Consider the following 26080-nt stretch of genomic DNA (forward strand, 5'->3'; position numbering starts at 1 on the left):
CTATTAATTAAAATCATAAAAAATCTAAAATCATGAAAAAAATTACAACACTCAGTTTAATGTTATTATTAACATCAATTTTTATTAATGCCCAAACTACAATTACCGTAGATAATTCTACTGGCGCAGATGCGGATCATGGCGATTTGCAAAGTGCTATCAATTCAGCAGCAAATGGAGATATATTATATGTTCATGCTTCTGAGAATACTTATGGTGACATTATTATAGATAAACCTCTAACTATAGTTGGCTTTTCTCATAGTGATGCCGATAAGGAAACAATGATTGATGAAGTAAATTTATTAGATAATGCATCTAATGTTAAACTTACTGGTATTCACTTTACAAACGATATTGACATTAATAACGATAGTACAATGATTACAGATTTGATCATCGAAAATAATTTTTTTGACAATGGTAGTGAAATTTATTTTGGAGGCGATGCTTTAGTAAGTAATATGATTATAAGAGGAAATGTTCTAGATCAAATAGGTACAAACTCAGCGTCCTGGACTAAATATACGAATGCAATTATTTCACAGAATATTATAAAAGACGATATAAATGTTTTTTATCACGATTTTGTTACTATCGAAAATAACATTTTTCTAAATGGAGCCTTTGTTACAAATGTTGATGATGACACTGGTGATTTAGAAGTAGAGGATAGTATATTTTTTACATCATCCAATTCAATTTTTAACCCTAATAGAGATGGTGTTGTTTTTCAAAACTGTTTATCTTATAATGATCTTAACGGTGTTATAGACTTAAGTGGAACAAACAATATAAATGATACAAACCCTTTATTTGTAAGTGCAGATGATGATGAATTTGATGCTTTAGAAGATGATTATAATTTACAAGCTGGATCTCCAGCTCTAGGAACAGGAGTTGCAGGTGATGATATAGGAATTTATAGCACAAACTCGGCTTTTGTGTTCAATAATTTCGGATTTACAGCAGGTATCCCTACAGTTACTATTACAGCAATTACGTCTCAAGTTGCTCCTGGTGGAAACGTTGAGGTAACCATACAATCTAACTCAAACTAAAAACAGTTATGAGAAAATTTGTAATAATAGCATGGTGTTGTTTTGCAATTAATCTTGTTAGTGCTCAAAATATTACTTCGGCAGAATACTATTTTGATGACAGCGATAATGGATTTGGAAGCAACACTATAGTAACAGTAAATCAGCAAAATGAGAATTACACAATCTCAACAGCTGGTTTAAGCGATGGATTTCATGATTTATACATTCGGGTTTTTGACCAAGCAGCTGATGGTGGTAATGGTGTATGGAGCCATTATGATAGGTCAACTATTTACATTAATTCTTTTCCGACAGGACAAGATATAGTGGCTGCTAGATATTTTATAGACAGTGGAAACCCTTTAGATTTAACTGTAAATCCTACAGCTAATCAAATTACAGAAACTTATTCTATTCCTATTGGGAGTTTAAGTGAAGGGTTCCATGATTTGTATATACAGACCCAAGATACAGATGGTACCTGGAGCCTTTATGACAGAAAAGTATTTTATGTTTCTGCATTTCCATCAGGAGAAGATATCGTAGCTGCTAGATATTTTTTCAATAACGAAACGCCAATAAATCTACCAATAGACACATCGGCGCCTAATATATCTCAATCTTATTCACTAGCAACAACAGGTTTAGACGAAGGTTTTCATAATTTTTATATCCAAGCTCAGGATACCGATGGAACTTGGTCGTTGTACGATAGTCAAGTTATTTATATTGGTGCGTTTGATGAGGTGCCTTCTGATGTGATTTCTGCAGAGTATTTTATAGATGAAGATCTGGGTATTGGGAATAATACAAATTTTAGTATTACTAACCCTAGCCAAATGATTAGTGTCAATACTTCAGGTCTAGCGATAGGAAGTCATTTATTCTGTGTTAGAGTACAAAATATGGATGGTAGTTGGTCGCTTTATGATTGTGAGATTTTTATAATAGATCCAGATTTAGGTGATATAGACAATTTGTTTAATTCTGCTAGTATAAATCCGAATCCATTCGTGAGTTCAATTGAACTAGAAATATCCAAACAAGTAGTTATTGAAAATATTTCTATTTATGATATGACAGGTAAAGTAGTTTACAACACAACTAATGATTTAAGACATATAAATTTAGATCATCTTCAGAGCGGGATTTATATTTTAAGTTTATCTACAACAGAAGGAGAAAATGCAAGCTTTAAGATTGTAAAACAGTAGTTGTAATTTTAGTGTTAGTTAAAGACCATCTCAAATCGAGATGGTTTTTTTGTATAAATCAATTACATTCATATATTTAACATCCAAATGCTACCATTATGATTAAAAATACATCTATCTTATTGTTAGTCTGTTTTTCCTTTTCTAACCTCAAGGCACAATCTGTAATTGGTAAATGGAAGACTATAGATGATGAAACAGGCAAGGCAAGATCTATAGTTGAAATTTACGAAGAGAATGATAAGATTTATGGAAAAATCGTTGATATACTTAATCCAAAAAAGAAAACATCACTTTGTAGCAAGTGTGATGGAGAAAATAAGAATCAACCCGTTATCGGAATGGTTATTATAAGTGAATTAGAAAAGGATCATGACATCTATGAGGGAGGAACCATTTTAAACCCAGATAATGGTAAAATTTACAAATGCCGATTAAAACTCGAAGAAGACACTAATACCTTACAAGTAAGGGGTTATTTAGCCTTTTTCTTTAAAACACAGTATTGGAAGCGTATTGTAAAAGATTAAAAAGCTAAGCTTTAATTTCCTTAGGATTAATTTATCTTCGTGCTAGTATTAGTAATCCTAAAGTTTGAACTATTTCCTAGACGTCATATTACCTATTCCGCTTCAAAAAGCATTTACGTATCATATAACAGAAGCTGAAGTAAAATTCCTAAAAACAGGAATGCGTGTTGCGGTACCCTTTGGAAAGAGTAAGATTTATACAGCTTTAGCTTATAAAGTTCATAATAATCCACCAGTAGCATATGAAGCCAAAACCATCCATCAGATTTTGGATGATGAACCAGTTGTTGAAGATATTCAACTAAAACATTGGGAATGGATTGCCAGATACTATATGTGTAGCTTAGGTGAAGTAATGCGTGCCGCAATGCCAAATGCTTTTATCTTAGAAAGTGAAACTATTATTTCTAAGAATGATAAGGCCAATATCAAAGATTCCGAATTAAAGGATGATGAATTTTTAATTTATGAGGCATTACAATATCAATCCTCATTGAAGATTCAAGATGTAGTTTCTATATTAGATAAAAAGCGTGTATTTCCTGTAATTAATGGTTTAGTGGAGAAAGGCGTATTGCAGTTGCAAGAAGAACTTTATGAAAAGTATCAGCCAAAGTTGGTGCGTTATGTAAAACTTCATGAACATCACAAATCTGAAGCAAAGCTTCAAGAATTGTTAGGGTTATTGAATAGAGCGCCAAAACAACGTGAGGTCATTTTAACCTTATTTACTCTAGAAGCTTCCAAAAATATACCAATAAAAGTTTCAGATTTAGTAAAACAGAGTGGGACTTCTGCCTCAATAATAAAGGCTTTAATTGATAAAAATATACTAGAAGAATACCATATTAGAACTGATAGAGTTCAATTTGAGGGTGAAGGTGATGCAAATGCTAAAATATTAAACGAAGCCCAACAGTTTGCTTTTAATGACATTGAAGCATCTTTTGAGACTAAGTCTGTAACGTTGTTGCATGGTGTGACCTCTTCTGGTAAAACCGAAATTTATGTACAATTAATTAAAAAACAACTCTCCGTAGGTAAACAAGTGTTGTATTTATTACCAGAAATTGCTTTAACAACACAATTGGTTCAGCGTTTACAAGATTATTTTGGTGATAAAGTAGCCGTATTTCATAGCAGATACTCTGGTAATGAAAGGGTAGAAGTGTGGCAGAACATGTTGGGCAATTCAGATAAAGCTCAAGTGATTATTGGTGCGCGTTCATCCTTATTATTACCATTCCATAATTTAGGTTTAATTATTGTTGATGAAGAACACGAGCAGTCTTACAAACAATTCGACCCAGCACCACGGTATCATGCCAGAGATGCGGCTATTGTATTGGCTAGTTTACATAACGCGAAAACACTTTTAGGTTCTGCTACACCGAGTTTAGAAAGCTACTTCAATGCCAACCAAGGGAAATACGGTTTGGTTGAATTGAATACACGTTATAATAATGTATTAATGCCAGATATTGAATTAGTGGATTTGGCCGATAAATACAAGCGTAAACGCATGAAGGGTCATTTTTCGGATCGACTTACAGAAGAAATGACCGAAACGCTTGATCAAGGATTTCAAATTATATTATTTCAAAATAGAAGAGGGTTTTCTCCTATTATAGAATGTACAACTTGTGGAACCTCTCCACAATGTCCTAATTGCGATGTAAGTTTAACCTATCATCAATATAGAAATCAGCTACGTTGTCATTATTGTGGTTACAATTCTGTTATGCTGAAAAGTTGTCAGGCATGTGGAAATACAACATTAGATACTAAAGGATTTGGTACTGAACAGATACAAGAAGAGGTGAAATTACTTTTTCCAAAGAAGAAAGTTGCACGTATGGATTTAGATACTACCAGAGGTAAATATGGTTTTGAAAAAATTATTAACAGTTTTGAGCAACGTGAAGTTGATATTCTTGTAGGCACACAAATGCTAACTAAAGGTTTAGATTTTAGACATGTAAAGTTAGTAGGTATTATGAATGCAGATAATTTACTCAACTTCCCAGACTTTAGAGCACACGAACGTAGTTATCAATTAATGACTCAGGTTTCGGGCAGGGCAGGACGTACTGATTTACGTGGTAAAGTTTTAATACAAACCTATAATCCGCATCATAATATTTTACAGCAAGTCTCTACAAATTCTTTTAAAGAAATGTATACTGAGCAAATGAATGATCGCTATAATTATAAGTATCCACCAATCTACAGGCTTATTAAAGTAACCTTTAAACACAAAGATTATAATCGTGTTAATTTAGCAGCAGACTGGTATGCAAAATCGTTACGACAGGTTTTTAAATCTAATGTTTTAGGACCAGAATATCCGCCAGTATCGAGAATTAGAAATTTATTCAATAAAAATATCTTAATTAAGATTCCTCAAAATCAATCGTTGGCTAAAACGAAAGAAGCTATTGTTAAAATTGATAATAGTTTTAATGCGATTAAAGAATTTAGATCGGTGAGAGTGGTGCTTAATGTAGATAATTACTAATAAAAAAATCCCGTTGTTTCCAACGAGATTAATATATGTCAATATGCATTGAGATATTCTGCGGATAAATAATAGAGGTAATGTTCTACATATTATTTAAAGCATCTACCAATTGCGTCTTTTTATTTCGACTCAATGGAATCTCATATGCACCTACTTCAACGTTTTTACTGTTAAAGCGGTCAATTTTATCTAAATTCACAATATAAGATTTATGAATTCTTAAAAATTTACCTTCAGGCAATTCCTGTTCAAAAGCTTTCATAGTAGATAGTACCACTAGACTATTTTCTTCTGTTACGACTTTTACATAATCGCCTAGAGCTTCAATCCACTTAATATCCTTAATATAAACTTTACGTTTTTTAAGGTTACTCTTAACAAAGATGTGCTCGCCATCAGTCTCGTTAAAGTCTAATTTTAATTTATGCTGCTCAATAGCTTTCTCTACGGCAGTATTAAATCGTTCTTTTGTGATTGGTTTTTGAAGGTAGTCGGTAGCATCGTAATTAAATGCTTTAAAAGCATATTCGGTTTTACCTGTAACAAAAATAATTTGGGGTTTGTTGTTGAGTACATCTAAGAGTTCAAATCCGTTCAATACAGGCATCTCTATATCTAAAAAGATAAGATCCACCTTGTGTGTATTAAGACCGTTTTTCGTTTCTAACGCACTGCTGTACTCTGCAATAAGGTTAAGCGAAGAATGATTCTCGATTAACTTCACTATAGAGAGGCGCTGAATCGCAGAATCATCAACAACTACACAGTTTAAAGTCATAACATTAATATTTTATTAGGTTAAGATATCGACAATAGTACAATAATTTCGGTTAAAAAACAAATTTTACCGACAAAGTGTAATATTTAAGAAAATCTATTGTGAATATACCCACTGAAGTATTGTATTCGTAAACGTTGCCGAACATAGATTTATTAAATAGAAAACTTTACCTGTAAAAACGTTGTCAGAAATAGAATAAATTCTTATTTTTGCACCCGTTTTAACAATAAACAAAATAAATTATTATGAATCATTATGAAACTGTTTTCATCTTAAATCCCGTTTTATCTGACGATCAGATAAAGGAGACAGTTAAGAAATATGAGGATTTCCTCGTTTCTAAAGGTGCTAAGATGATAGCCAAAGAAGATTGGGGCTTAAAAAAGCTGGCTTATCCAATCCAAAACAAAAAGAGTGGTTTTTATCACTTATTCGAGTACACTGTTGCTGGTGAAGCAATTGAACCTTTAGAAGTAGAGTTTAGGCGTGATGAGCGTTTTATGCGTTACTTGACTGTGAAATTAGACAAACATGCGATTTCATGGGCTGAGAGAAGAAGAGAAAAAATGAAAGTTAAAGCAAAAGCAAAAGCAAAAGCAAAAGCGTAATTATGTCATCAATAGAACAACAAGCAAAAGGAAAAAAGGACGGGGAGATTAGATATCTTACTCCTTTGAACATAGAGACTTCTAAACAAAAGAAGTATTGCCGTTTTAAGAAATCTGGTATTAAGTATGTAGATTATAAAGACGCTGATTGGTTAATGGGCTTTGTAAATGAGCAAGGTAAATTATTGCCAAGACGTTTAACAGGGACGTCTTTAAAGTATCAAAGAAAAGTATCTGTGGCAGTAAAAAGAGCTAGACATTTAGCTTTAATGCCATATGTTGCTGATTTATTAAAATAAAATATCATAACGATGGAACTTATATTAAAACAAGACGTTGAAAACTTAGGATTTAAAGACGATATTGTATCTGTTAAGAACGGTTATGGTAGAAACTTTTTAATTCCTAACGGAAAAGCGATACTAGCTACAATTTCTGCAAAGAAAGTTTTAGCTGAAACTTTAAAGCAACGTGCTTTTAAAGACAAGAAAATAATAGATGAAGCTAAGAGTGTTGCTGAAGCATTAGCTGGTTTAGAAGTTAAGATTGCTTCTAAAGTAGGTGCCGGCAGTAAACTTTTTGGTTCAGTAAACAATATTGATTTAGCTGCAGCTTTACAAAAAGAAGGTCAAGAAATTGACAAAAAATTCATCAATGTAATTGGTGGTAGTGTAAAGCGTTTAGGTAAATACAATGCTGTAATTAGATTACACAGAGAAGTTACTGTAGACTTACCATTTGAGGTAGTAGCAGAAGCATAAGCTCTTTTATTAAATAAATTAAAACCGTTTAGTTTTCTAAGCGGTTTTTTTATTCTATAATTTATGAAACGAATTCTTTTATTTTTTTTATTGATAAGCTTTTTAGGTTGTAAACAATCTAAATCTAATGATGAAATTAAAACTAACAATACGTCTAAGTTAATTGAAGTTTTTAAAGCTTCAAATACTAACTATCCTAATATTAGTGTACATCGTGGCGGAAAAGGCTTAAAAAATTATCCTGAGAATTGTCTAGAAACTTTACAATATATTAGCGATAGTATTTCTGCGGTATACGAAGTTGATATAGCACAAACCAAAGATAGTAAATTAGTTTTAATGCATGATAATTCTATTGAAAGAACAACCAATGGAAGTGGATTAGTTAAGAATTTGACTTATAGCGAGCTTAGAAAATTTAATTTACAAGATGATTACGGATATGCTACTAATTTTAAAGCTCCTCTGTTTTCTGAAGTTTTAAAATGGTGTGAGGCTAATAATATCATCCTTACAGTAGATATTAAAAGAAGTGTAAGCATAGAGAGAGTTATTGAAGTTATTAGAAAAGCTAATGCAGCAGATAATTGTATCATCATTACTTATAATGTTGCACAAGCAGAATTAGCTTATAAACATGCTCCAGATATGCTATTATCAGTTTCTACGAGAAATCATAAAGAGTTTGATCGTTTGCTAGAAACTAATATCCCTACAGAAAATATGTTAGCTTTTACAGGAACACGATTATCTAATGTGTCTCTTTATAAACGATTACATGATGCAGATATAGTTTGTATGCTTGGTACCTTAGGAAACTTAGATAGGCAAGCCGAAGCACGAGGAAATCAACTCTATACAACTTGGAAAAATAAAGGAATAGATATTTTAGCAACAGATAGACCTTTTGAAGCTTATATAGCGACTAATTAATTGAAGATGAAATATACAAGATTAACAAAAGAGCAGTTTGAAGAATTACACCAAGAATTCATCAATTTTTTAGCAACGCAGTCTATTACTGCTGATGAGTGGAATGACATAAAAGCAAACAAACCCGAAGTTGCAGAACAAGAATTAGATGTATTTAGTGATTTAGTTTGGTTGGGGGTTTTAAGTAAGGTCCAATATTTAGAGCATATTTCTCCACAACAAATTCATTTGTTTAAATGTAATGAAAAGCAAATGCGATTGATTGCTTTAAAAATTGATAAAGAAGAAATTGATTTTACAACTAAAGTTGGCTTTCAATGGCTAAGGGATAATCTGTTATCAGATGATATCGAATTCTTTAATGCAAATAAGCCTTATTCTGAAGATAAACATTTAGATATTTTTAAAATGATTCAGTCAGGAGCCAATATCACTAAAGGTGAGTTATTTCAATATTTTGAAAAGTTAATCGGACAATAATTACTCGTAACGTAAAGACTCAATAGGGTCTAACCTTGCAGCTTTTACTGCTGGATACAAACCAGAGATTACAGCAACTATAAAAGCAATACTTGTAGCCCATATCATCGCCACCCATGGTGTAGAAAATGTAAGATCAAACTGGTTTGAAACTGCCCAGCCAATTAAAATTCCTAGCATTATACCTAAAATACCACCTAATTGTCCAATAATCACAGTTTCCATAAAAAACTGAAAAGCTATTGTTTTTCGCTTAGCACCTAAAGCTTTACGTACTCCAATTTCTCTAGTACGTTCACTGACAGAAACAAGCATTATATTCATTAAAGCAATAGTTGATCCAAAAATGGTGATAATACTTATTATCCAGGCAGCAATATAAAGTGCCGCTGTATTTTGTGCTACACGATTTAATAGATCATCACTACGCTCAATACCAAAATCACTATTTTCAACAGGATTTAAGCCTCTAATATTTCTAAAGGTTAAAATAGCATCTTCCTGAGCACCTTCTAACATGTCTTTTTTATCAACTTTAACACTCAAGGCATAATTGATATTTGCATTTGTAAAAATAGATCGTGCTTTTTGAATCGGCATAATAACCCTTAAATCTTGATTATTTCCAAAAGTAGATCCCTTTTCTTTTAGGACTCCAATAACTTTAAATTTAGACCCTCTAACACTTATGGTTTTATCAATTGGATTGTCTTCTGGGAATAGGGCCTTTTGTAAATCACTACCAATGACACAAACAGCATTACTATTACCAATATCAAAAATGTTTAAGGAGCGTCCGTTTTCAATTTCTAAGCCAGAATTCTCAATAAAATTTTCATTAGAACCAATGACTGCAACTTCTGGATCTGTCTTTGCGTTTTGATATTTTACTTCTGCAGCAGCTGTTCCGTAAAAAGAAATACCAACTTTAGTAAATGGATAATCATAGGTATCTTCAAAGTCTTTTATATTTCTGTAATTGATTACAGGATTTATTTTTTGACGTTCTCTACTACTACCACGTTGTACTCTAAACTCATAACGTTGAATATTAAATGTATTAGAGCCCATTGAAGAGAAATTGCTTGAAATGGTATTTTCTAAAGCAGAAACACCACTTAGAATACCAACCAAAGCCATAATACCAATAGCAATAATTAAAACGGTTAAAATAGTTCTAAGCAATTGACTTTTAATAGAACCAAAAGCAATTTTAATATTCTCTCTAGCTAGTGAAAACATAGTTTTATTTAAAGTTAGTTGGGTTGTTTAAAATAATAAGACTACTTAAACACCATAAAGTTACTATAAAATCAAAATATCTTGGCTTTGCCTCTAAAAATTATAATATTTTTGTGACAAATCATTCGATTAAGATGGGTCAAAAACCAAGTATACCTAAAGGCACTAGAGATTTTAATGCAGACGTTGTTGCAAAACGTTCTTTTATCATGCAAACGATTAAGGAGCAGTTTAAGGTATTTGGGTTTCAGCCAATAGAAACACCAAGTTTTGAAAACTCTGAGACCTTAATGGGTAAATATGGTGATGAAGGTGATCGCTTGATTTTTAAGATTTTGAATAGTGGTGATTATTTAAAGAAAATTTCTGAAGAAGACTATAATTCTAAATCTGAAAGTAAAATCACCTCTAATATTTCAGAGAAGGCATTACGCTACGACTTAACAGTACCTTTTGCACGTTATGTAGTACAACACCAAAATGAGATAGAATTCCCGTTTAAACGTTATCAATTACAACCAGTTTGGAGAGCAGATCGTCCGCAGAAAGGTCGTTTTAGAGAGTTCTATCAATGCGATGCTGATGTGGTTGGTTCTAAATCTTTATTACAAGAAGTTGAGTTTATACAGTTATATGATGCTGTATTTACTACTTTACAATTAGAAGGTGTTACTATTAAAATAAATAATCGTAAAATTTTATCTGGTATTGCTGAGGTAATTGGTGCCCAAGATAAATTGATTGATTTTACGGTTGCTTTAGATAAACTCGATAAAATAGGGGAGGAGAAAGTAAAAGACGAAATGCGTAGCAAAGGTATTTCTGAAGATGGTATATCTAAGCTACAACCTTTATTTATTTTACAAGGTGATTTTGGAAATCAAATAGAAAGTTTAAAATCTATTTTAAGTCATTCTGAAATTGGCCTAAAAGGAATTGAAGAGTTAGAATTTATAAATACAGCAATTTATAATCTCGGATTAAGAACAGCAGACCTACAACTCGATGTAACCCTTGCACGCGGATTAAACTATTACACAGGTGCAATTTTCGAAGTTTCTGCACCAGAAGGTGTAAAAATGGGTTCTATAGGTGGAGGAGGTCGTTATGACGATCTTACAGGGATCTTTGGTCTTAAAAATATGAGTGGAGTAGGTATTAGCTTTGGTTTGGATCGTATTTATTTAGTATTAGAAGATCTAGGACTTTTTCCAAATACAGTTACTGATGCAACCAAAGTGTTGTTTATTAATTTTGGTGAGAAAGAAGCTATGGCATGTTTACAGGCGGTAACGAAATTAAGACAATCTGGAGTGAAAGCTGAACTATATCCGGACGCTGCCAAAATGAAAAGGCAAATGAACTATGCTAATAGAAGACAAATTCCTTTTGTGGTTTTGGTTGGCGAAGAAGAATTAGCAGCAGAAAGCTTTACTTTAAAAAACATGAAGTCTGGAGAGCAGCAGAAGTTATCTTATTTTGAACTTTTAGATGCCTTAAAATAATGCAACTCTAGATTTTTACTCAACTCTATATAATAGCATATCTTTTTATGCTTTTAAAGTATTGAATTTACTTATCTAATTTCTCTTTAACGGTTACTTTTTGAATTTCATCGCTAAAAACCTTGATTTTACTAGGATACAAGACGATTTTGTGTGTCTTGACGATGTTTTTTACTCTCATTTTCCACTTATCTATTAATTCGATTGTTTATCTAAATAATACAAAGCACTATTGGTTTTGGTTGTTTATTTGTCTCGAAGTTAAATTGTAAACTTTATAATAATGAAAAAATTAATAGCCTCAATAATCGTTTTACTAATTGCAACTACTATCTCTTGCGCACAAACTGAAATAGCTTCTACTAATACTGTTGATAAAACTGAAGTTAAAAAAGAAACTAAGGCTTCGGTGTCTTTAAAGACAAAAGCAAAGGTGTTAAGAATAAATAGAAAAAAGAATAACGAAATTATAAGTATTAAATCTTACCGAAAGAGCTTAAACATTAAAGTGAAGACGGTAAAGATGTGTTAAAAATTTAATCTTCGTATGTTAATAAATAAGAAAGTCCTGGTAGAATCAGGAACTTTCTAAACACTAACTAAAACTAACTAATAAAAAACTAAAACTTTATTTAATTATTATCTTTTTTGAGATTTCACCTTTAACTGTAAGAAGTTTTATAATATAAATTCCAGTGCTAAGCTTTGGCATATTATATTCATCATAGGTGTTTGATCTCATTTTTTTATTGCTGTAAATTGATTGCCCGTTAATATTAAAAAGTTGAAGTTCTTTTAACTCAATTGATTTAGGATTTAGAATCACTACATTATTTCTATTAACTGCATGAAAGAATTTTAAATCCTCAATTCCAATTTCATTATTAGATAAGGTTTCAGGCACCTTGAATGTCATAGCAAATCGATTTAAATAATTACCTGCATTTAAATCTATTTGGTAGCTTGATTGTCTTAAATTATGATAAATATCTAATACATTGTCATGTAAATAAATACTCAAATCGTCGGGTATATTCTCTAAATCATCAATTATAATTTCATTAATTCCATTTTGTGCTGTGTGAAGACCAATTGGTATAACAGTGTTCTCATCTATTGATCCATAACCTTGAATTGAAAATTTCTCACCTTCAATCATCCAATACATATCATCTATAAGATCATCAAAAATAATAGCATCGAATCCTCTATCTATAGATGATGTAGCGTATTGTTCGTCTATAGTTAATAATATTTGTCTGTGTATAGTGCCCACGGAGTTAAAGCCTAATCTAAACTTCATCCTAATATCATCTTGAGTTACATCCAAGGTGTTATTAGTTTGAGTAGATCTTGTAAACACTGAATTACTACTTCCTTCTTTTACAAAAATACGTTGATTATTACTAAATTTCAACGTCCCTGTGTTATCACCAATGACAAAGAAACCTTGGCCTACTGGTATATATCGTCCTGGTAATTTGGTTGGTGATCCACCAGTAGCTACGTCTGGGTCATTCGTTCCGTAAGATGGAGCAGCTACAGCACCAGAGAAATTGTAAATTGCATAGCCTCCTTGATATTCAGATAAAATATGTGAACCTCCTCCCCAATGCTCCCAGAAATATAAGGTACCACTTATTAAAGGTGTTGTGTCTGCAGGTGATTCAGGATCAGTTACATTAGGATCATAATTTAAAATACCACCATTGTCAATAATAAATTGTTGTGCATCTATTGCAGATGGATATGGGTTTCCGACTAAATAGCTATTGCCAGCGCTTAGTGTTAACTCAATATCACCATTATTTGGTTTACCAACAAACGTATAGTTTTGGTTATCTAATATGGCTCCTGTTCCAGGCCCTTTCATTGTATAACCTTCTCCCGCACTTAAAGTACCTATACTTTGAACATGTTGCCACGAGGCATAGTCGTCATTTTGATAATTATCAAATTTCCAGATCCAATATTTTGCTATTCCGATAGGACTGGAATTTGTTCCGTCATAGCCAGAAACAAAATTGATTGACTGAGGATTTTCGGGATTTGTACCATCCATTAAAACACTCCTTAATGAATAATCATTATTATTACTTGAATTGTTGGTTATACCAACCGGTGAAGACCAGTAATTATAGGTGTATGTATCTGAAGTGCCTTGTTGATCGCGTTCAATCTTACCTTTACTAGTAGGGTCTAGCATACTATCATCTCCTTGTATGAGTTGTGATTCTCCTTCTAAATCGATAAAACCATCTAGTTTTAGATACCATGATATATTTAATTCTGAATCATCAGTGATATGATATTCAATTGGGTTAGATGAAGAGTCTTCTTCATCAATAAATAAACCTAAATGTCTTTGAGTATTGTTAAAAGTGATATCATCATGCTGTACATGAACTATGGACCAATCATAATTTACAGCATCATTTCCGTTAACTCCGTCTTCAGTCTTACTTATGGCAATTGCTAAATCTGTATTACCTTGTTGTGAGATGAATGGCATAGGAGCAGATTGGTAAGTAATGGTTTTAATATTATATAATTTGGCCCCAGAATCAATATCAACAGTTGGTGTTGTGAGGTCGTCAGTAATATCTCCTTTAAATCCGTCTAAGCGGTAATATCTTATAAGATTAGACCATGATAATGTTGAAATATCTCGAGGTATTATAGACCCCTTTATGTTACCATTATTTTCTATCTCTTGATAAACTATTTTTTGTAATTCATCCTCAGTTAATGCTTTATCGAATAATCTTACCTCGTCAATATAACCTTTAAAAAAATATTCCGAATTATTAGCGCTTCGGCTAATTGTAAATAAACTATTTTCTGTATTTAGAGCTCCAGTTTTAGACTTTTCTACTATTTCTTCACCATTTATATACAGAACAATAGATCCATCAGAGGCACTATATGTAGCAGCAATGTGAATCCATTGATTCGTAGCTAGAGAAGCACTATTAGTAAGTGTAGTACCGCTTGCAAATAAATAAAGTTGATTACTATTATTTAAACGTAAGTAAAAATTTTCTTGCCCAAATAAGACTTTAGTACCAGATGCCGATGGATCTATTTTTATCCATCCCATCAATGAAATTTCGGACCATCCACTTGAAATTGAAACATCCTGGACATAATCGTTACGACCATCAAAAAATAATTGAAGTTTATGATCAATGTTTCTTGGTGATCCAAAAACAGACTCATCTGTATCAAATAGGTCTAATATACCATCTCTATCTACATCATTTGTGTCATCTATCTTACCATCATTATTAGTGTCAAGATTTGCATATAAAGTATTAGATATATCATAAGTACTATTGCTATTATTATATATATCTATATAGTCTGGTTTACCATCGTTGTCTGAATCTAAAAGAAAGTAAGTATATTCATTACCTTGATTAGAATTTCCATATGCAGTAGCTATAGTACTTCCATTAAAATAATCAAATATATCTAAAATACCGTCAGTAAAATATTCTGAGTTTCCATCCGAGTTGAAATCTTTTTCTCTCACAGCATCTGTATCAAGTCCATCACCAACACCATCACCATCTATATCACCATCACCATTTTCATAATTTGAGTCAGCAGTATTTCCAGCACCAGATTCATCTACATCAAAAATTGTGTCATTATCACTATCTAAGTCAATAAAATTGGGAGTTCCATCATCGTCCGAATCTAATATTGTTAAACCTTCGAAGGCATCATGCATACCATTTCCATTAGAATCATAGAAGGTGTCAATCTTACCTTTACCATTACTTACTGAACCAAATCCAGCCTCAACAATATCTGGAATACCATCATTATCACTATCTAAATCAAAAACATCTGCGACACCATCGCTATCGGTATCACAAAGAGTTTGAGTAATATCTATATCATCTATAGCTAAATCATTTCCAGCACCACCAGTTTGATTATTATAGAAGTATACATTAAATTCACTAACAGGGAATATTAGGTCTGCCGTAAAATTATACCAATCTCCAGTAGTTTTCTCGGCTGTAGTTGGAGCAATGTCACCAGTTGTTATTGAGGCTAATATATTATCATCTACATCTCTAAACTCTACAAGAATATTGGGTCTCAATCGTGTTGCTATTCCGGGTGCGTCAGATGTATCCAGATTAATCACCCAAAAACTATAGGTCACTGGAATATTAGGTAAGGCACCAGTTATACTTGCAGTGTAAAAAATACCAGGTTCATATGCTGCATTAAACATTGCCATTCTACCATCGGTATCCCCAGATGTATGATCATCCCCAATATACCAATACTGATCGGCCCAAGAAGCTACTTCTTCATTTGGTGTATCGTTAATGCCATCTCCGTCAGCAGATTTATAATATACAGTATATTCTCCATCGTTAAGGTCTATACCTCCAAAAGTTGGGCAACTTGCTGTTCCATCTTCATAACAATAAGTTGTAACTGCATCATATGTTGTGTTTATTTCTGCTCGATTTCCCGTACCAAAGGTTTCATTTAAAAATTTGTAATTAGTAGTTAAAGATATGTTTGAGTTTTTACAAGCTAGTTCTTCTACAGAATCCTTTATACCATCATTATCATCATCTATATCTCTATTATCTAAAACACCATCACCATCACTATCAAAAAAGCTAACGGTAGCTTTTGCGCTAATTAAAAAATTATATGGGTTTTCGTCAGAGTCATCATTATTAATAATCACATTTGTAGTTGTTTGACCGACAGTTAAAGAATTGAATCTTATTGAAAATGTTGTTGAGCCTAAAATTGATACAGGACTAGAGTAGGTAGTACCTGTAATACTATAGTCTGTTGTATTAGATAATGTAATACTTGAAATATTTAGTGCTGCAGTACCATTATTCTCAATAGTAAATGTTCTTGTCATTGTAGTCCCAAGTGCGGCAGAACCATAATCGGTATTATCAATATTGTATGGCTCAGTGTCACCATCTACTATATCTAATGAATTACTTTGTAAATTAATTTCGGGTGAAGGCGGATAACCTATAATAGTGACATTATCTATAAATAAGTCATTATTATCGTTATTAGCATCACATCGTATTCTAAATTTTCCTATTGTGGTAAACGAGTAATTATTTGCGTCTATTGTTATTGTTTCTGTATAATTTGTATCATTATTAAAATTAACGACATTTCTATATCTTCCAATTTCTGACCAATTTGCTCCACCATCACTTGAGTATTCAATAAAGAAATCTAAACCCCACCAAAAACTTTTAGTTCTATAATCAAACTCAATAGATGCTGAGCCATATGATGTTAGACTAATGTTATTAGTGTATATTGCTGATGAATTACCAGAATTATCTTGAAGGTTAACACCTTGGGATGAATTCAATGGGGTAGGGTTCACTAAAAAAGTATCTGAACCACCACTATTCCAATTTCCCCATCCAGAATCAAAATTATCTTGAATTAATGTGGTTTGAGAGTAAGACGAAACACTTATTATAAATAATAAACAGTTAAGAATACTATTGTAAAAAGTAGTTTTATGTGACATAAGCAGAAGTTAGATTTGGGTCTAATTATATACATAAACTTAGAAACTTTATCTAAGTTTTTAAAAACCGTGTTTTACTTTATTGTTATTTTTTAAAAATGTTCAAACTCTTCATAATCAGGTGTAAACATAATAAAAAAAAATAAAAAATCGATAAAAAGTTTAATTTTATCGACGAAATGCAATTTAAAAATAAAAAGCCCTGATTTATTCAGGGCTTCTTTTTAGGTTAAGATTTAAGATTTTGGGTAAAATTATTTAACTAAAACTTTCTTAGTTGCTACTGAACCGCTACCAGTGTATAACTTAATAATGTAAGTTCCAGTACTTAAATTCTTAACTTCATATTCAGAGTAACCGCTCTCTGAAATATCTTTAATAGTATATACAGACTGACCTAAAATATTAAATAGTTCAATCGATTTTACATCTATCAGATTAGGGTTTATTAATATTATTTTTTCTATATCATTAGAATAGAGTATATCTATATTACTAATTGAATTATCATCTATTCCTAGAGAATTATAATTAGCATCAAATGTGATTTCAAAACGTTCTTCGTATTGACCCGCGTTTAAGTATACTTCGTAATCACTTAATCTTAAGTTATGATAAAGATCTAATTCAATATCATGTACATATATTTCTAAATCATTTGGTACATTTTCTAAATCATCGATAGTGATTGTATTTATACCATCAGTATTTGTCTTTACGCCTAAAGGATATATCGACGATTCTTCAGCAATATTACTTGCTTGTATTACATAAGCTTCGTCATTTATCATCCAATACATGTCATCTATTAGATCATCGTTTGTTTTGGCATCATATGCCCAGTCTACACCTAAAGATGCTTTGCTATCAATGGTTAAGAGTAATTGTCTATGAATTGTATTTACAGAATTAAATCCTATTCTAAATTTCATTCTATAATCAATATCTACAGCATTGAAATTATTTTGAGCAGCATCACCATCTCTTACAAAGACAGAACTAGTGCTTCCCTCTTTTTGAAAAGTACGTTGACCATTATTAAACTTAATAGTGCCAGTGTTTTCACCAACAACAAAGAAACCTTGTCCTACAGGAATATAACGTCCTGGTAGTTTTGTAGGTGTTCCTCCAGTAGCCACATCTGGATCATTTGTTCCATATGACGGGGCTCCAACCGCACCAGAGAAATTATAAGTGGCATAACCTCCTTGATAATCTGTTAAATAATGAGAACCACCTCCCCAATGTTCCCAGAAGTATAGTGATCCACTAATTGTTGGAGTTAAATCTACTGCAGGATCATAATCTAACTCAGGACCATTGTCGGTAATAAATTGATCGGCGTCAATAGCTGATGCATAAGGGTTACCAACTAGATAATCATTTCCTGCGTTTATTGTGAGACTAATATCTCCATTATTTGGCTTACCTAAGTAAACATAATTTTGATCTGTTAATATAGATCCTGTTCCTGGACCTTTCATTGTAAACCCTTCACCAGCATTAATGTTACCTGTTCGTCTAACATGTTGCCATGCAGAATAATCATCGTTTGGCTGATTAGCATATTTCCATATCCAATAGTCAGCTATCCCAATAGGATTTGTAGCTGTTCCATCATAACCAGAGTTTACGAAATTGATTGAGTTTGTGCCATCATACATAATATCTTGTACAGTATAACGATAATCATTTTTAGCTATATCTGTTTCACCAACTGGTGCAGACCAGTAGTTATATGTATATGTATCCGCTGTTCCTTGTTGATCACGTTCTAAAACACCATTACCTAAGACATCTAAATCACTATCTTCTTCTTGGATTAATTGAGATTCTCCTTCAAGGTCAATTTTTCCTGTTAATTGCATATAATGAGATACTGTAATTCCGTTTCCAATATTTGAGCCTGTATCACCAGTTACTGTTAACTCATTGGCATCAATATACATGGCCAATACTTTTCTGTTATCAGCATTTGCAGATGGTAACGATGAGTTATCTAGAGTTATGTTATGAGATGTTTTAATAATATTCCAATCTACTGTTAAATTAGAATCAACAATAGATTTTGAACCGGGAATATATTGTTCATTTCCATTTACCCAAGTAGAATTAGAATCCCAATCTCCATTTTGAGTAGACTCAAAAGGTAATGGTGCAGTTTGTCTCGCAACAGTATTTAAATTTCTTAAAGCTCCTTGATTACCATTGCCAGATGCATCTTCGGTATTAGTATAGCTATAAACTGTCATAGGATAATAGCCTGCTAAATCAGTCCATGGTATAGCGCCAATATCATTTTTAGTTAATGTCGTAGGTAATTCTTTGCCCATAACTTGTCCTGAATTATCTTCAATTTCTTGATTCATAACAAATCTTAATTCATCTTCACGCAATGCTGTATTCCAAATACGAACTTCGTCTATGTTCCCCATAAAATGTTGAACTGGAGTATTTTTTCCTGCAGCACCAATATAAAAATATTCATCTGTTGCAATAGGTGCTGTTTTACTATCAGTATTATCCAATACGCCATCAATGTAGAGTGATACTGTAGAGCCATCATAAATTGCTGCAACATGATGCCACACATCATTTGGAATTCTAGTGTTTGAGGTAAGAGACTGGTCGCTTCCATTCCTCCAAAAAATTCTCAATTCATTACTATCTGTCATAGTAAAGTCAAAGCCTCGAGTAAATGCTGCATCTCTTTTAGATAAAATAGAAACTTCACCTGTATCTGCTGCATCTCGTTTTACCCAAGCAGAAATTGTAAAACCAGTAGGCTCTAAATCTAATTTGTCTTCTATATCTATATAATCAACAGATCCATCAAAATATATCGAACGCTCTGCAATTACTTGAGGTGCATAGCCAAAAGTGATATATTTTGTCCCATCAAAATCATAATCTGTTTCTAGATTTCCATTTCCGTCAGAAGTCATTAATCTATAATCTGAATTAGTATCAAATACTCCAGTTGTAGAAATAAACATATAGAAGTTACCAGGTGGTGTAAGATTTCTAATTGCATTTTCTTGCAAACGAATTTTAGCTGAAGAAATATCGCCTCCATTTTCAACTACTTTCCAAACACGTTGCATAGCTGTGAAACTTACTTCAGTCGTCAATGCAGGTGCAACACCAGAACTCATGTTTACTGTAATAGTTGTAGCTGCTAAATCTAAATCAGATCCGTTACTTCCCCACATTAAAAATTCTTTATCCCCTAACGTTGTTGGATTTGTTGATTTATTAATATTATTAGTATCATAGATATCTGTTAGACCCATAGTAAGTATACCTTGTATTCTTCCAGTTCCATCGGTTGCATTATTAATACTTCTAGATTGTTTTTGGTTTAATTCTGAAGCATCGTCTCTACCTATCCCTGCAATATCATAGTTATAACCAGAATTATCGGATTGGTTCCAGATAATAGTACCATCGCTGTCAACATAATCTTGTGAAGTCCCGTTTACACCAAGAGTAATACCATATTTAACTCCTAAATAGGATTGTATTCTATTACGTTCTTGGGTTAAGTTGGCATCATTTTTTCTAGCTGAGTAAGTAATAACTTCAGCTACTCTAGCATTTAATGAAGCTTCCCAAGCTTCAGTTCTTCCAAGCCACCATCTTGTGTCACTGGTGTTTATATATGCAGTAAGATCATTTTGAGCAGTTTCTATATTATTTGCATTATAGTATAACTCTTGTTGCGTATTAGAGCTATTATTTCTTGTATTCACAATGCCTAAGTTATCGTAACTGGATCCTGTGCCAGCTTCTGCAACTGCGTACCCATATTGAGGTATATTTGGATCATGTATACCATGGGCATAGCTGATAATTTCACCATTTAATCTACCACCAAAATAACCAAAACCAACACCTGTCAAATCAAGTGCTTCAGGTATTTGTATTTTAGAATCACCACAAAAGGCATCCATATATCCGAAAGTACTTGTAAACGGTGTATCATCTGGAATCAAAACAAGGAAAATTTCTTGGGTATAAAAACCATAATCTCCAGATAAAAACTCACCACTTGTATTGTCATGAGAATAATCAAAATCACTTCTAAAGGTTGTATAATTATTTTCAAATTGAATAACAGGATTAAAGTTTACATTTTCAGTCACATTATCGTAGTAAGTTGGTGCTTGTGCAGGTACTTGTACTCTTGCATCACTACCAAGACCTTGATCTGTCCAAGATGTAACATTTTGTCCATTTGTATTACTTAAACCATCATCTGCCTTTAGCCATAACCCTAAATCAGCAGTAACACCACCAGGCCCCTCTGTAGGTGTCGGTTTGTCTGTCAATGTAATTAAATCGATAGCAATATCGCCTCTTATATTTAAACCTGTGTCACCTCTTAACCTTATTCTAACTGTTTGTCCAATGTAACTGCTTAAATCAATGCTTATTGGTGTAAAAGAGGAGTTTCTAGATACATGTGAACGATCAGATTGTGTAAATAAAACATTAGGATATGTAATTCCATTATCAGTACTTAGCTCAACGTTTAAGTTTCCTAGAGTACCAGTTACATTAGAGAACATATGATAGAAAAATGTAAATCTTGGATTGGATGCGCTAGTTAAATCAAAGCATGGACTTATTAATTGAGACGTATCGTTAAGGTTTCCATCAGCTTCAGTATATATGTAATAGTTACCATCTTGAGCGAAGATTGGTCCTGTGTTTGATGTAGGAGTTGGTCCATTTATTCTGCTCCAATCAAAATCATCTTCTAATCCATTTATGTCCTGTACCCAAAGCCCCATACCAGTCTCAAAGCTTTCTTCATATGGGTAAGTTGAAACAGTAGATCCACATACTCCGGGTGTAGTTCCATAACCTTGGATATTGAAATTATAAGGATTTTCATCACTATCATCATTTGAGATAGTAAGTGTCGCTGTTTTTAGGCCATCAGTCGCTGGATTAAATGTAATTTGAAATGTTGTATTTGATTGGGCTGCAATTGGTGAGGTTGGTATGGTAGTTACAGAAAAATCACTAGCATCTGCACCAGATATAGCAATATATGGTGAACCTCCTGTTAAATTTAAATCATTTGTTCCTCCAAAATTGTATATTGTAAAAGTATTTGTAACAGGAGTACCGGTATATGTTGTTCCAAAATCTGTATCATCGGCTGTTGTTGGAGTTGTGTCGCCATCAGGAATTGAAGTACCATTACCTTGAATATCAATTTCTGCAAATGGTGATAGTGCTATAATATTTATTGTATAATCTTCAACTTCACCAAAATTTGGATTGTTACAAGGGTCCGTTACAGTAATATAATCATCCATCATTACTCGCATTCTTGTAGTACCAGTTATTGCACCAATAGGCACGTTAATGATTCCAGTTTGAGGTGTAACTGAATCTGGTCCAGCTTGAAAAACAAGCTCTCCTATATCATCAAAATCAAAATCTTGATTAAAATCTATCCAAACGGCATAACCTTCACTATAAGTTGTACCGGGCCATGTTGGTGTAATTGAGATAGCGTTGGCACTACCTTGAGTTAAGTTGGTTGATATTGCTGTGAAATCTGAGTATCCTGTAGAAGTCGTACCTTGTAAAGAGTTATTATTTATAGTACCTAAAGTTACATTTCCTATATATTCGAAACTATCATTAGAAGCAACAGCAGTACAGTATGTAGGTGTCGTGCCAGTACCTTGAATGCCAAAATTATAAGGGTTTTCATCATTGTCATTATTTCCAATAGATATAGACGCAGTTCTTAAACCTGTTGCACTAGGAGTAAATGTAATTTCAAATGTTGTTGATCCAGATGCTGAGATAGAATTGTTAGGAATTGCTGTAATACTAAAATCAGCGGCATTGGAACCAGAAATTGTTACGTATGGCGAAGCACCAGATAAAGTTAAAGTGGAGTCACCTGTATTTTGAATAGTAAATGTGTTTGTTGCAGAACTCCCCGTATCCACATTACCAAAGTCAGTATCGTCTGCTGTTGATGGTGCAGTATCACCATCTGCAATTGTTGTTCCATTACCTTGAATGTTTATTTCTGGTTCAGGTGTATATCCTGTACCTTGTATATTGAAATTATAGGGGTTTTCATCACTATCGTCATTAGTTATTGATAGTGTAGCTGTTCTTAAGCCATCTGCACTAGGGTCAAAAGTAATTTCAAATGTTGAAGATCCACTTACACTTATTGGAGTAGACGGTATAGTTGTAACAGAAAAATCTGCTGCATTAGTACCAGATATAGTTATATATGGTGAGCTTCCTGTTAGGGTTAGATTACTAATACCAGTATTTTGAATTGTGAATGTATTTGCTTGGGTACCGGAAGCTGTTATTATATTACCAAAATCAGTATCATCTGAAGTTACTGGTGTTGTATCACCGTCAATAATAGTATTTCCATTACCTTGAATATTTATTTCTGGACCAGAAGATGAGTTAACAATTATTCCATAATCTTCAACTTCACCGTCAAATCCTGTATCACAACTACCAGAGTATGAGTTATATCTTGCAGATACTCTCATTCTTGTTGTTCCAAGTGTTGCACCTAAAGGAATATTTATAGTAAGTGTTGAGTTAGAAGTTAAACCGTTTGAAACATTATTTGCATCACCTAGATCATAGGATTCTCCCGCATCATCAAAATCATAATCTTGATTCCAATCTATCCATACATTAGTGTATACGTCCCACGCACCATCTGTATCAACTCTTACATCTAAATATTCAGTTCCCCCTTGTGTAACCGTTGCAATATCTGTAGCTGTAAAGTCTTCATATCCATTATCTTTTGGTGATCCATCTGAGTTATTAATTGACTCAAAAGTTACATTGGTTATACCAGTATCAAATGATGTATTACCAGATGAAGCACAATATGTTGGTGTAACACCGGTTCCTTCGATATCAAAGTTATATGGATTCTCATCACTATCATTATTTCCAATAGATATAGAAGCAGTTCTTAATCCTGTTGCACTAGGTGTAAATGTAATTTCAAATGTTGTTGATCCAGAGGATGCAATTGAGTTATTTGGAGTAGAGGTTACACTAAAATCTGCGGCGTGTGTTCCAGAGATTGTAACAAATGGTGAAGCACCAGTTAGGGTTAATGTAGTTGACCCTGGGTTTTGTATTGTAAATGTATGTGCTAAAGAACTTACAGTATTAACACTCCCATAATCTGTGTCATCTGTAACCGATGGAGTTGTATCACCATCAGTAATTGTAGTTCCATTACCTTGTATATTTATTTCTGGGCCAGATGCTAAATAACCTTCAATTAAAATATCATCAATGATATTATATTCGTTATTTCTGTTACATGTTCCAGATAGTCTAAATCTAGAATTTACTGTAAAAGTATAGGTTCCACCACTTAAGGTTTCACTTAGGCTTGTAGAATCACCTGTGCCGTTTCCAGTAAAATCGGTTCCTTTTGTAAAGGTTTTTACAGTTGTCCAAGTTGATCCGTCATCTGTATATTGAAGATTAAAACCTTCTCCATTTTCTAAATTATATGTTTTTAAACAAAAAGAAAAATCAATGTTAATGTATGAGGATAAATCTAAAGTTGGAGATGTAATACGGTTTTGGCTTGTATCATCATCTTTGGTGTAGATACTGTATGAGCCATTACAAGCCCAAGATGCATTATTTAACAAGGCGACATCACTACCACCATCTGTCCAGCCTTGAAAGCCAGTTTCAAAATCGTAAGATGCGACTGTAACCTGAGAATAAGAAAATAGTGAAAATAGTATAACACATAGCATAAGTGTATACCTCCATGCGGAAAGGGTAAAAAATTTCATAAGCGGTTAATTTTAGTTTGGGACTAAATTATGCGTCAAACTTAGTGCAATTATCCATTAAGTGCAAATAAAATCGATGAAATACACATTTAAAATTTAACTTGTTGAAATTCAAGGAAATAAAATATTTTCTAAGATGAACTGAATATTAATCATTAAATAGTTGGATTTTTTTTAATAACTTCAATAACAGTAAATTATATGATTAGTTATACTACATTATTTATTAAGTCTTAAAAATATAATAGCTAATTAAGCTTGTGCCAAATACCATCAGCATCAAGATAGAAGCTTCCTAAATGATTGAAGTTACATTCTTCAGGTGCGATTATAGATAAAAATGTGGAATCATTCTCTCTAATGTATAAATGGTAAGTGTCACCAACAACAGGTTCAAAATTAAATGCAGCTGCATATACTAGGTTGTTATATTCAAACTGTTCCATCATTTGGTCATATGCAACTTTCAGCTCATTATATTTTGTTTGAATATGTTTATTTACCTTATTGATATTCCTATTTTTCCAAGCTATAGAATCTGTAGTCGTGATAACTGGTGCTGAAACATCAGTTGCATAAGGTTTTAATGACGCATCATAGCGTTCAGTTTCTGCGTTATATACAACTTGGTCTGGTTTCTTCTCTTTTTTCATATTGGGCACTAGCTTTAATGCAAAGTTAAGCATTAGTTGATGCAATGAAAAAGCCATAACGAGAATAGTTATGGCTTTAACTTAAAATTAAATTTTTATTAGTTTTTTATACCAGGTAAACCTGAAGGCTTTTTTGTTTGCCAATTGAAAGTTTCAGCTTTCTTTTCAATAGGTGCAACTTCGTCTAGGGTATTAGCATCGTAGACTACGCCATTTTTAACAACATGTGTTAATGTGTTTGTGTTTCTTAGGTTATCTAATGGGTTAGCATTCATAATTAAAATATCTGCTACTTTTCTAACTTCAATAGTTCCCAAATCATTATCTAAACCTAGAGCTTCACAGCCTTTTATTGTTGCCAAGCGTAGTGCGTCATAATTACTCATACCAACAGATGTATTATGTTTTGGTGAATCA

General features: G+C 32.7%; 17 protein-coding genes. 11 read left to right on the forward strand and 6 right to left on the reverse strand.

Annotation, left to right across the window (positions count from 1 at the left end):
- Positions 1–32: 32 nt before the first annotated feature.
- From WPG_RS12905 to priA, 4 genes are all read left to right on the forward strand, one after another.
- Positions 33–1061: a hypothetical protein gene (locus tag WPG_RS12905; protein WP_045473409.1), complete on the forward strand. Its 1029-nt coding sequence runs from the start codon at positions 33–35 to the stop codon at positions 1059–1061.
- A gap of 8 nt (positions 1062–1069) precedes the next feature.
- Positions 1070–2257, forward strand: a complete 1188-nt coding sequence (locus WPG_RS12910) for a T9SS type A sorting domain-containing protein (protein WP_045473414.1) — start codon at positions 1070–1072, stop codon at positions 2255–2257.
- A gap of 98 nt (positions 2258–2355) precedes the next feature.
- The gene (locus tag WPG_RS12915; protein WP_045473417.1) at positions 2356–2787 is read left to right on the forward strand and encodes a DUF2147 domain-containing protein; all 432 of its coding nucleotides are present in this window, start codon (positions 2356–2358) and stop codon (positions 2785–2787) included.
- Positions 2788–2851: 64 nt separating this feature from the next.
- Positions 2852–5305, forward strand: coding sequence for a primosomal protein N' (gene priA / locus WPG_RS12920; protein ID WP_045473420.1), 2454 nt, complete (start codon positions 2852–2854; stop codon positions 5303–5305).
- 85 nt (positions 5306–5390) lie between these two features.
- On the opposite strand, the gene WPG_RS12925 is transcribed toward priA, so the two are convergent.
- Complete coding sequence (locus WPG_RS12925; protein WP_008271090.1) at positions 5391–6086, reverse strand: LytR/AlgR family response regulator transcription factor; 696 nt, start codon at positions 6084–6086, stop codon at positions 5391–5393.
- 248 nt (positions 6087–6334) lie between these two features.
- On the opposite strand from WPG_RS12925, the gene rpsF reads away from it, so the two are divergent.
- From rpsF to WPG_RS12950, 5 genes are all read left to right on the forward strand, one after another.
- Complete coding sequence (gene rpsF / locus WPG_RS12930) at positions 6335–6697, forward strand: 30S ribosomal protein S6 (protein ID WP_045473425.1); 363 nt, start codon at positions 6335–6337, stop codon at positions 6695–6697.
- Complete coding sequence (rpsR, locus tag WPG_RS12935; RefSeq protein ID WP_171817208.1) at positions 6697–6996, forward strand: 30S ribosomal protein S18; 300 nt, start codon at positions 6697–6699, stop codon at positions 6994–6996. The genes rpsF and rpsR overlap by 1 nt, the downstream gene beginning before the upstream one ends.
- Positions 6997–7008: 12 nt before the next feature.
- Positions 7009–7458 carry a 50S ribosomal protein L9 gene (gene rplI / locus WPG_RS12940; RefSeq protein WP_045473432.1) on the forward strand — a complete coding sequence of 150 codons (450 nt, stop codon included), beginning with the start codon at positions 7009–7011 and terminating at the stop codon, positions 7456–7458.
- A 63-nt stretch (positions 7459–7521) separates the two neighbouring features.
- Positions 7522–8391 (forward strand): glycerophosphodiester phosphodiesterase family protein, encoded by an 870-nt coding sequence (locus WPG_RS12945; protein WP_045473435.1) that lies wholly within the window; start codon positions 7522–7524, stop codon positions 8389–8391.
- A gap of 6 nt (positions 8392–8397) precedes the next feature.
- On the forward strand, positions 8398–8871 hold the full coding sequence (locus WPG_RS12950) for a DUF6495 family protein (RefSeq protein WP_045473438.1): 474 nt from the start codon (positions 8398–8400) through the stop codon (positions 8869–8871).
- Here WPG_RS12950 and WPG_RS12955 read toward each other — a convergent pair whose 3' ends face one another.
- On the reverse strand, positions 8872–10113 hold the full coding sequence (locus WPG_RS12955; protein WP_045473440.1) for an ABC transporter permease: 1242 nt from the start codon (positions 10111–10113) through the stop codon (positions 8872–8874).
- Between the two features lie 134 nt (positions 10114–10247).
- On the opposite strand from WPG_RS12955, the gene hisS reads away from it, so the two are divergent.
- Positions 10248–11618, forward strand: coding sequence for a histidine--tRNA ligase (hisS, locus tag WPG_RS12960; protein WP_045473443.1), 1371 nt, complete (start codon positions 10248–10250; stop codon positions 11616–11618).
- 283 nt (positions 11619–11901) lie between these two features.
- The gene (locus WPG_RS12965) at positions 11902–12150 is read left to right on the forward strand and encodes a hypothetical protein (protein WP_045473446.1); all 249 of its coding nucleotides are present in this window, start codon (positions 11902–11904) and stop codon (positions 12148–12150) included.
- Positions 12151–12246: 96 nt separating this feature from the next.
- Here WPG_RS12965 and WPG_RS17580 read toward each other — a convergent pair whose 3' ends face one another.
- The 4 genes from WPG_RS17580 to WPG_RS12985 form a co-directional block, all read right to left on the reverse strand.
- Positions 12247–17169: a LamG-like jellyroll fold domain-containing protein gene (locus tag WPG_RS17580; protein WP_052471277.1), complete on the reverse strand. Its 4923-nt coding sequence runs from the start codon at positions 17167–17169 to the stop codon at positions 12247–12249.
- Between the two features lie 254 nt (positions 17170–17423).
- Positions 17424–25010, reverse strand: a complete 7587-nt coding sequence (locus tag WPG_RS17585; RefSeq protein WP_084221586.1) for a choice-of-anchor D domain-containing protein — start codon at positions 25008–25010, stop codon at positions 17424–17426.
- A 248-nt stretch (positions 25011–25258) separates the two neighbouring features.
- Positions 25259–25663 carry a DUF2452 domain-containing protein gene (locus WPG_RS12980; RefSeq protein ID WP_045473449.1) on the reverse strand — a complete coding sequence of 135 codons (405 nt, stop codon included), beginning with the start codon at positions 25661–25663 and terminating at the stop codon, positions 25259–25261.
- Between the two features lie 98 nt (positions 25664–25761).
- A complete protein-coding gene (locus WPG_RS12985) occupies positions 25762–26049 on the reverse strand; it encodes an amidohydrolase family protein (protein WP_045473452.1) in 288 nt (95 codons plus the stop codon).
- Between the last annotated feature and the right edge of the window lie 31 nt (positions 26050–26080).

Source organism: Winogradskyella sp. PG-2 (assembly GCF_000828715.1).
GTDB lineage: Bacteria > Bacteroidota > Bacteroidia > Flavobacteriales > Flavobacteriaceae > Winogradskyella.

What these genes read in the sequence shown, in the direction of transcription:
- WPG_RS12905 (WP_045473409.1), top strand. Translation starts at nt 33, where the DNA reads ATGAAAAAAATTACAACACTCAGTTTAATGTTATTATTAACATCAATT.
- WPG_RS12910 (WP_045473414.1), top strand. Translation starts at nt 1,070, where the DNA reads ATGAGAAAATTTGTAATAATAGCATGGTGTTGTTTTGCAATTAATCTT.
- WPG_RS12915 (WP_045473417.1), top strand. Translation starts at nt 2,356, where the DNA reads ATGATTAAAAATACATCTATCTTATTGTTAGTCTGTTTTTCCTTTTCT.
- WPG_RS12925 (WP_008271090.1), bottom strand. Translation starts at nt 6,086, where the DNA reads ATGACTTTAAACTGTGTAGTTGTTGATGATTCTGCGATTCAGCGCCTC.
- rpsF (WP_045473425.1), top strand. Translation starts at nt 6,335, where the DNA reads ATGAATCATTATGAAACTGTTTTCATCTTAAATCCCGTTTTATCTGAC.
- rplI (WP_045473432.1), top strand. Translation starts at nt 7,009, where the DNA reads ATGGAACTTATATTAAAACAAGACGTTGAAAACTTAGGATTTAAAGAC.
- WPG_RS12945 (WP_045473435.1), top strand. Translation starts at nt 7,522, where the DNA reads ATGAAACGAATTCTTTTATTTTTTTTATTGATAAGCTTTTTAGGTTGT.
- WPG_RS12950 (WP_045473438.1), top strand. Translation starts at nt 8,398, where the DNA reads ATGAAATATACAAGATTAACAAAAGAGCAGTTTGAAGAATTACACCAA.
- WPG_RS12955 (WP_045473440.1), bottom strand. Translation starts at nt 10,113, where the DNA reads ATGTTTTCACTAGCTAGAGAGAATATTAAAATTGCTTTTGGTTCTATT.
- hisS (WP_045473443.1), top strand. Translation starts at nt 10,248, where the DNA reads ATGGGTCAAAAACCAAGTATACCTAAAGGCACTAGAGATTTTAATGCA.
- WPG_RS12965 (WP_045473446.1), top strand. Translation starts at nt 11,902, where the DNA reads ATGAAAAAATTAATAGCCTCAATAATCGTTTTACTAATTGCAACTACT.
- WPG_RS17580 (WP_052471277.1), bottom strand. Translation starts at nt 17,169, where the DNA reads ATGTCACATAAAACTACTTTTTACAATAGTATTCTTAACTGTTTATTA.
- WPG_RS17585 (WP_084221586.1), bottom strand. Translation starts at nt 25,010, where the DNA reads ATGAAATTTTTTACCCTTTCCGCATGGAGGTATACACTTATGCTATGT.
- WPG_RS12980 (WP_045473449.1), bottom strand. Translation starts at nt 25,663, where the DNA reads ATGAAAAAAGAGAAGAAACCAGACCAAGTTGTATATAACGCAGAAACT.
- WPG_RS12985 (WP_045473452.1), bottom strand. Translation starts at nt 26,049, where the DNA reads ATGAGTAATTATGACGCACTACGCTTGGCAACAATAAAAGGCTGTGAA.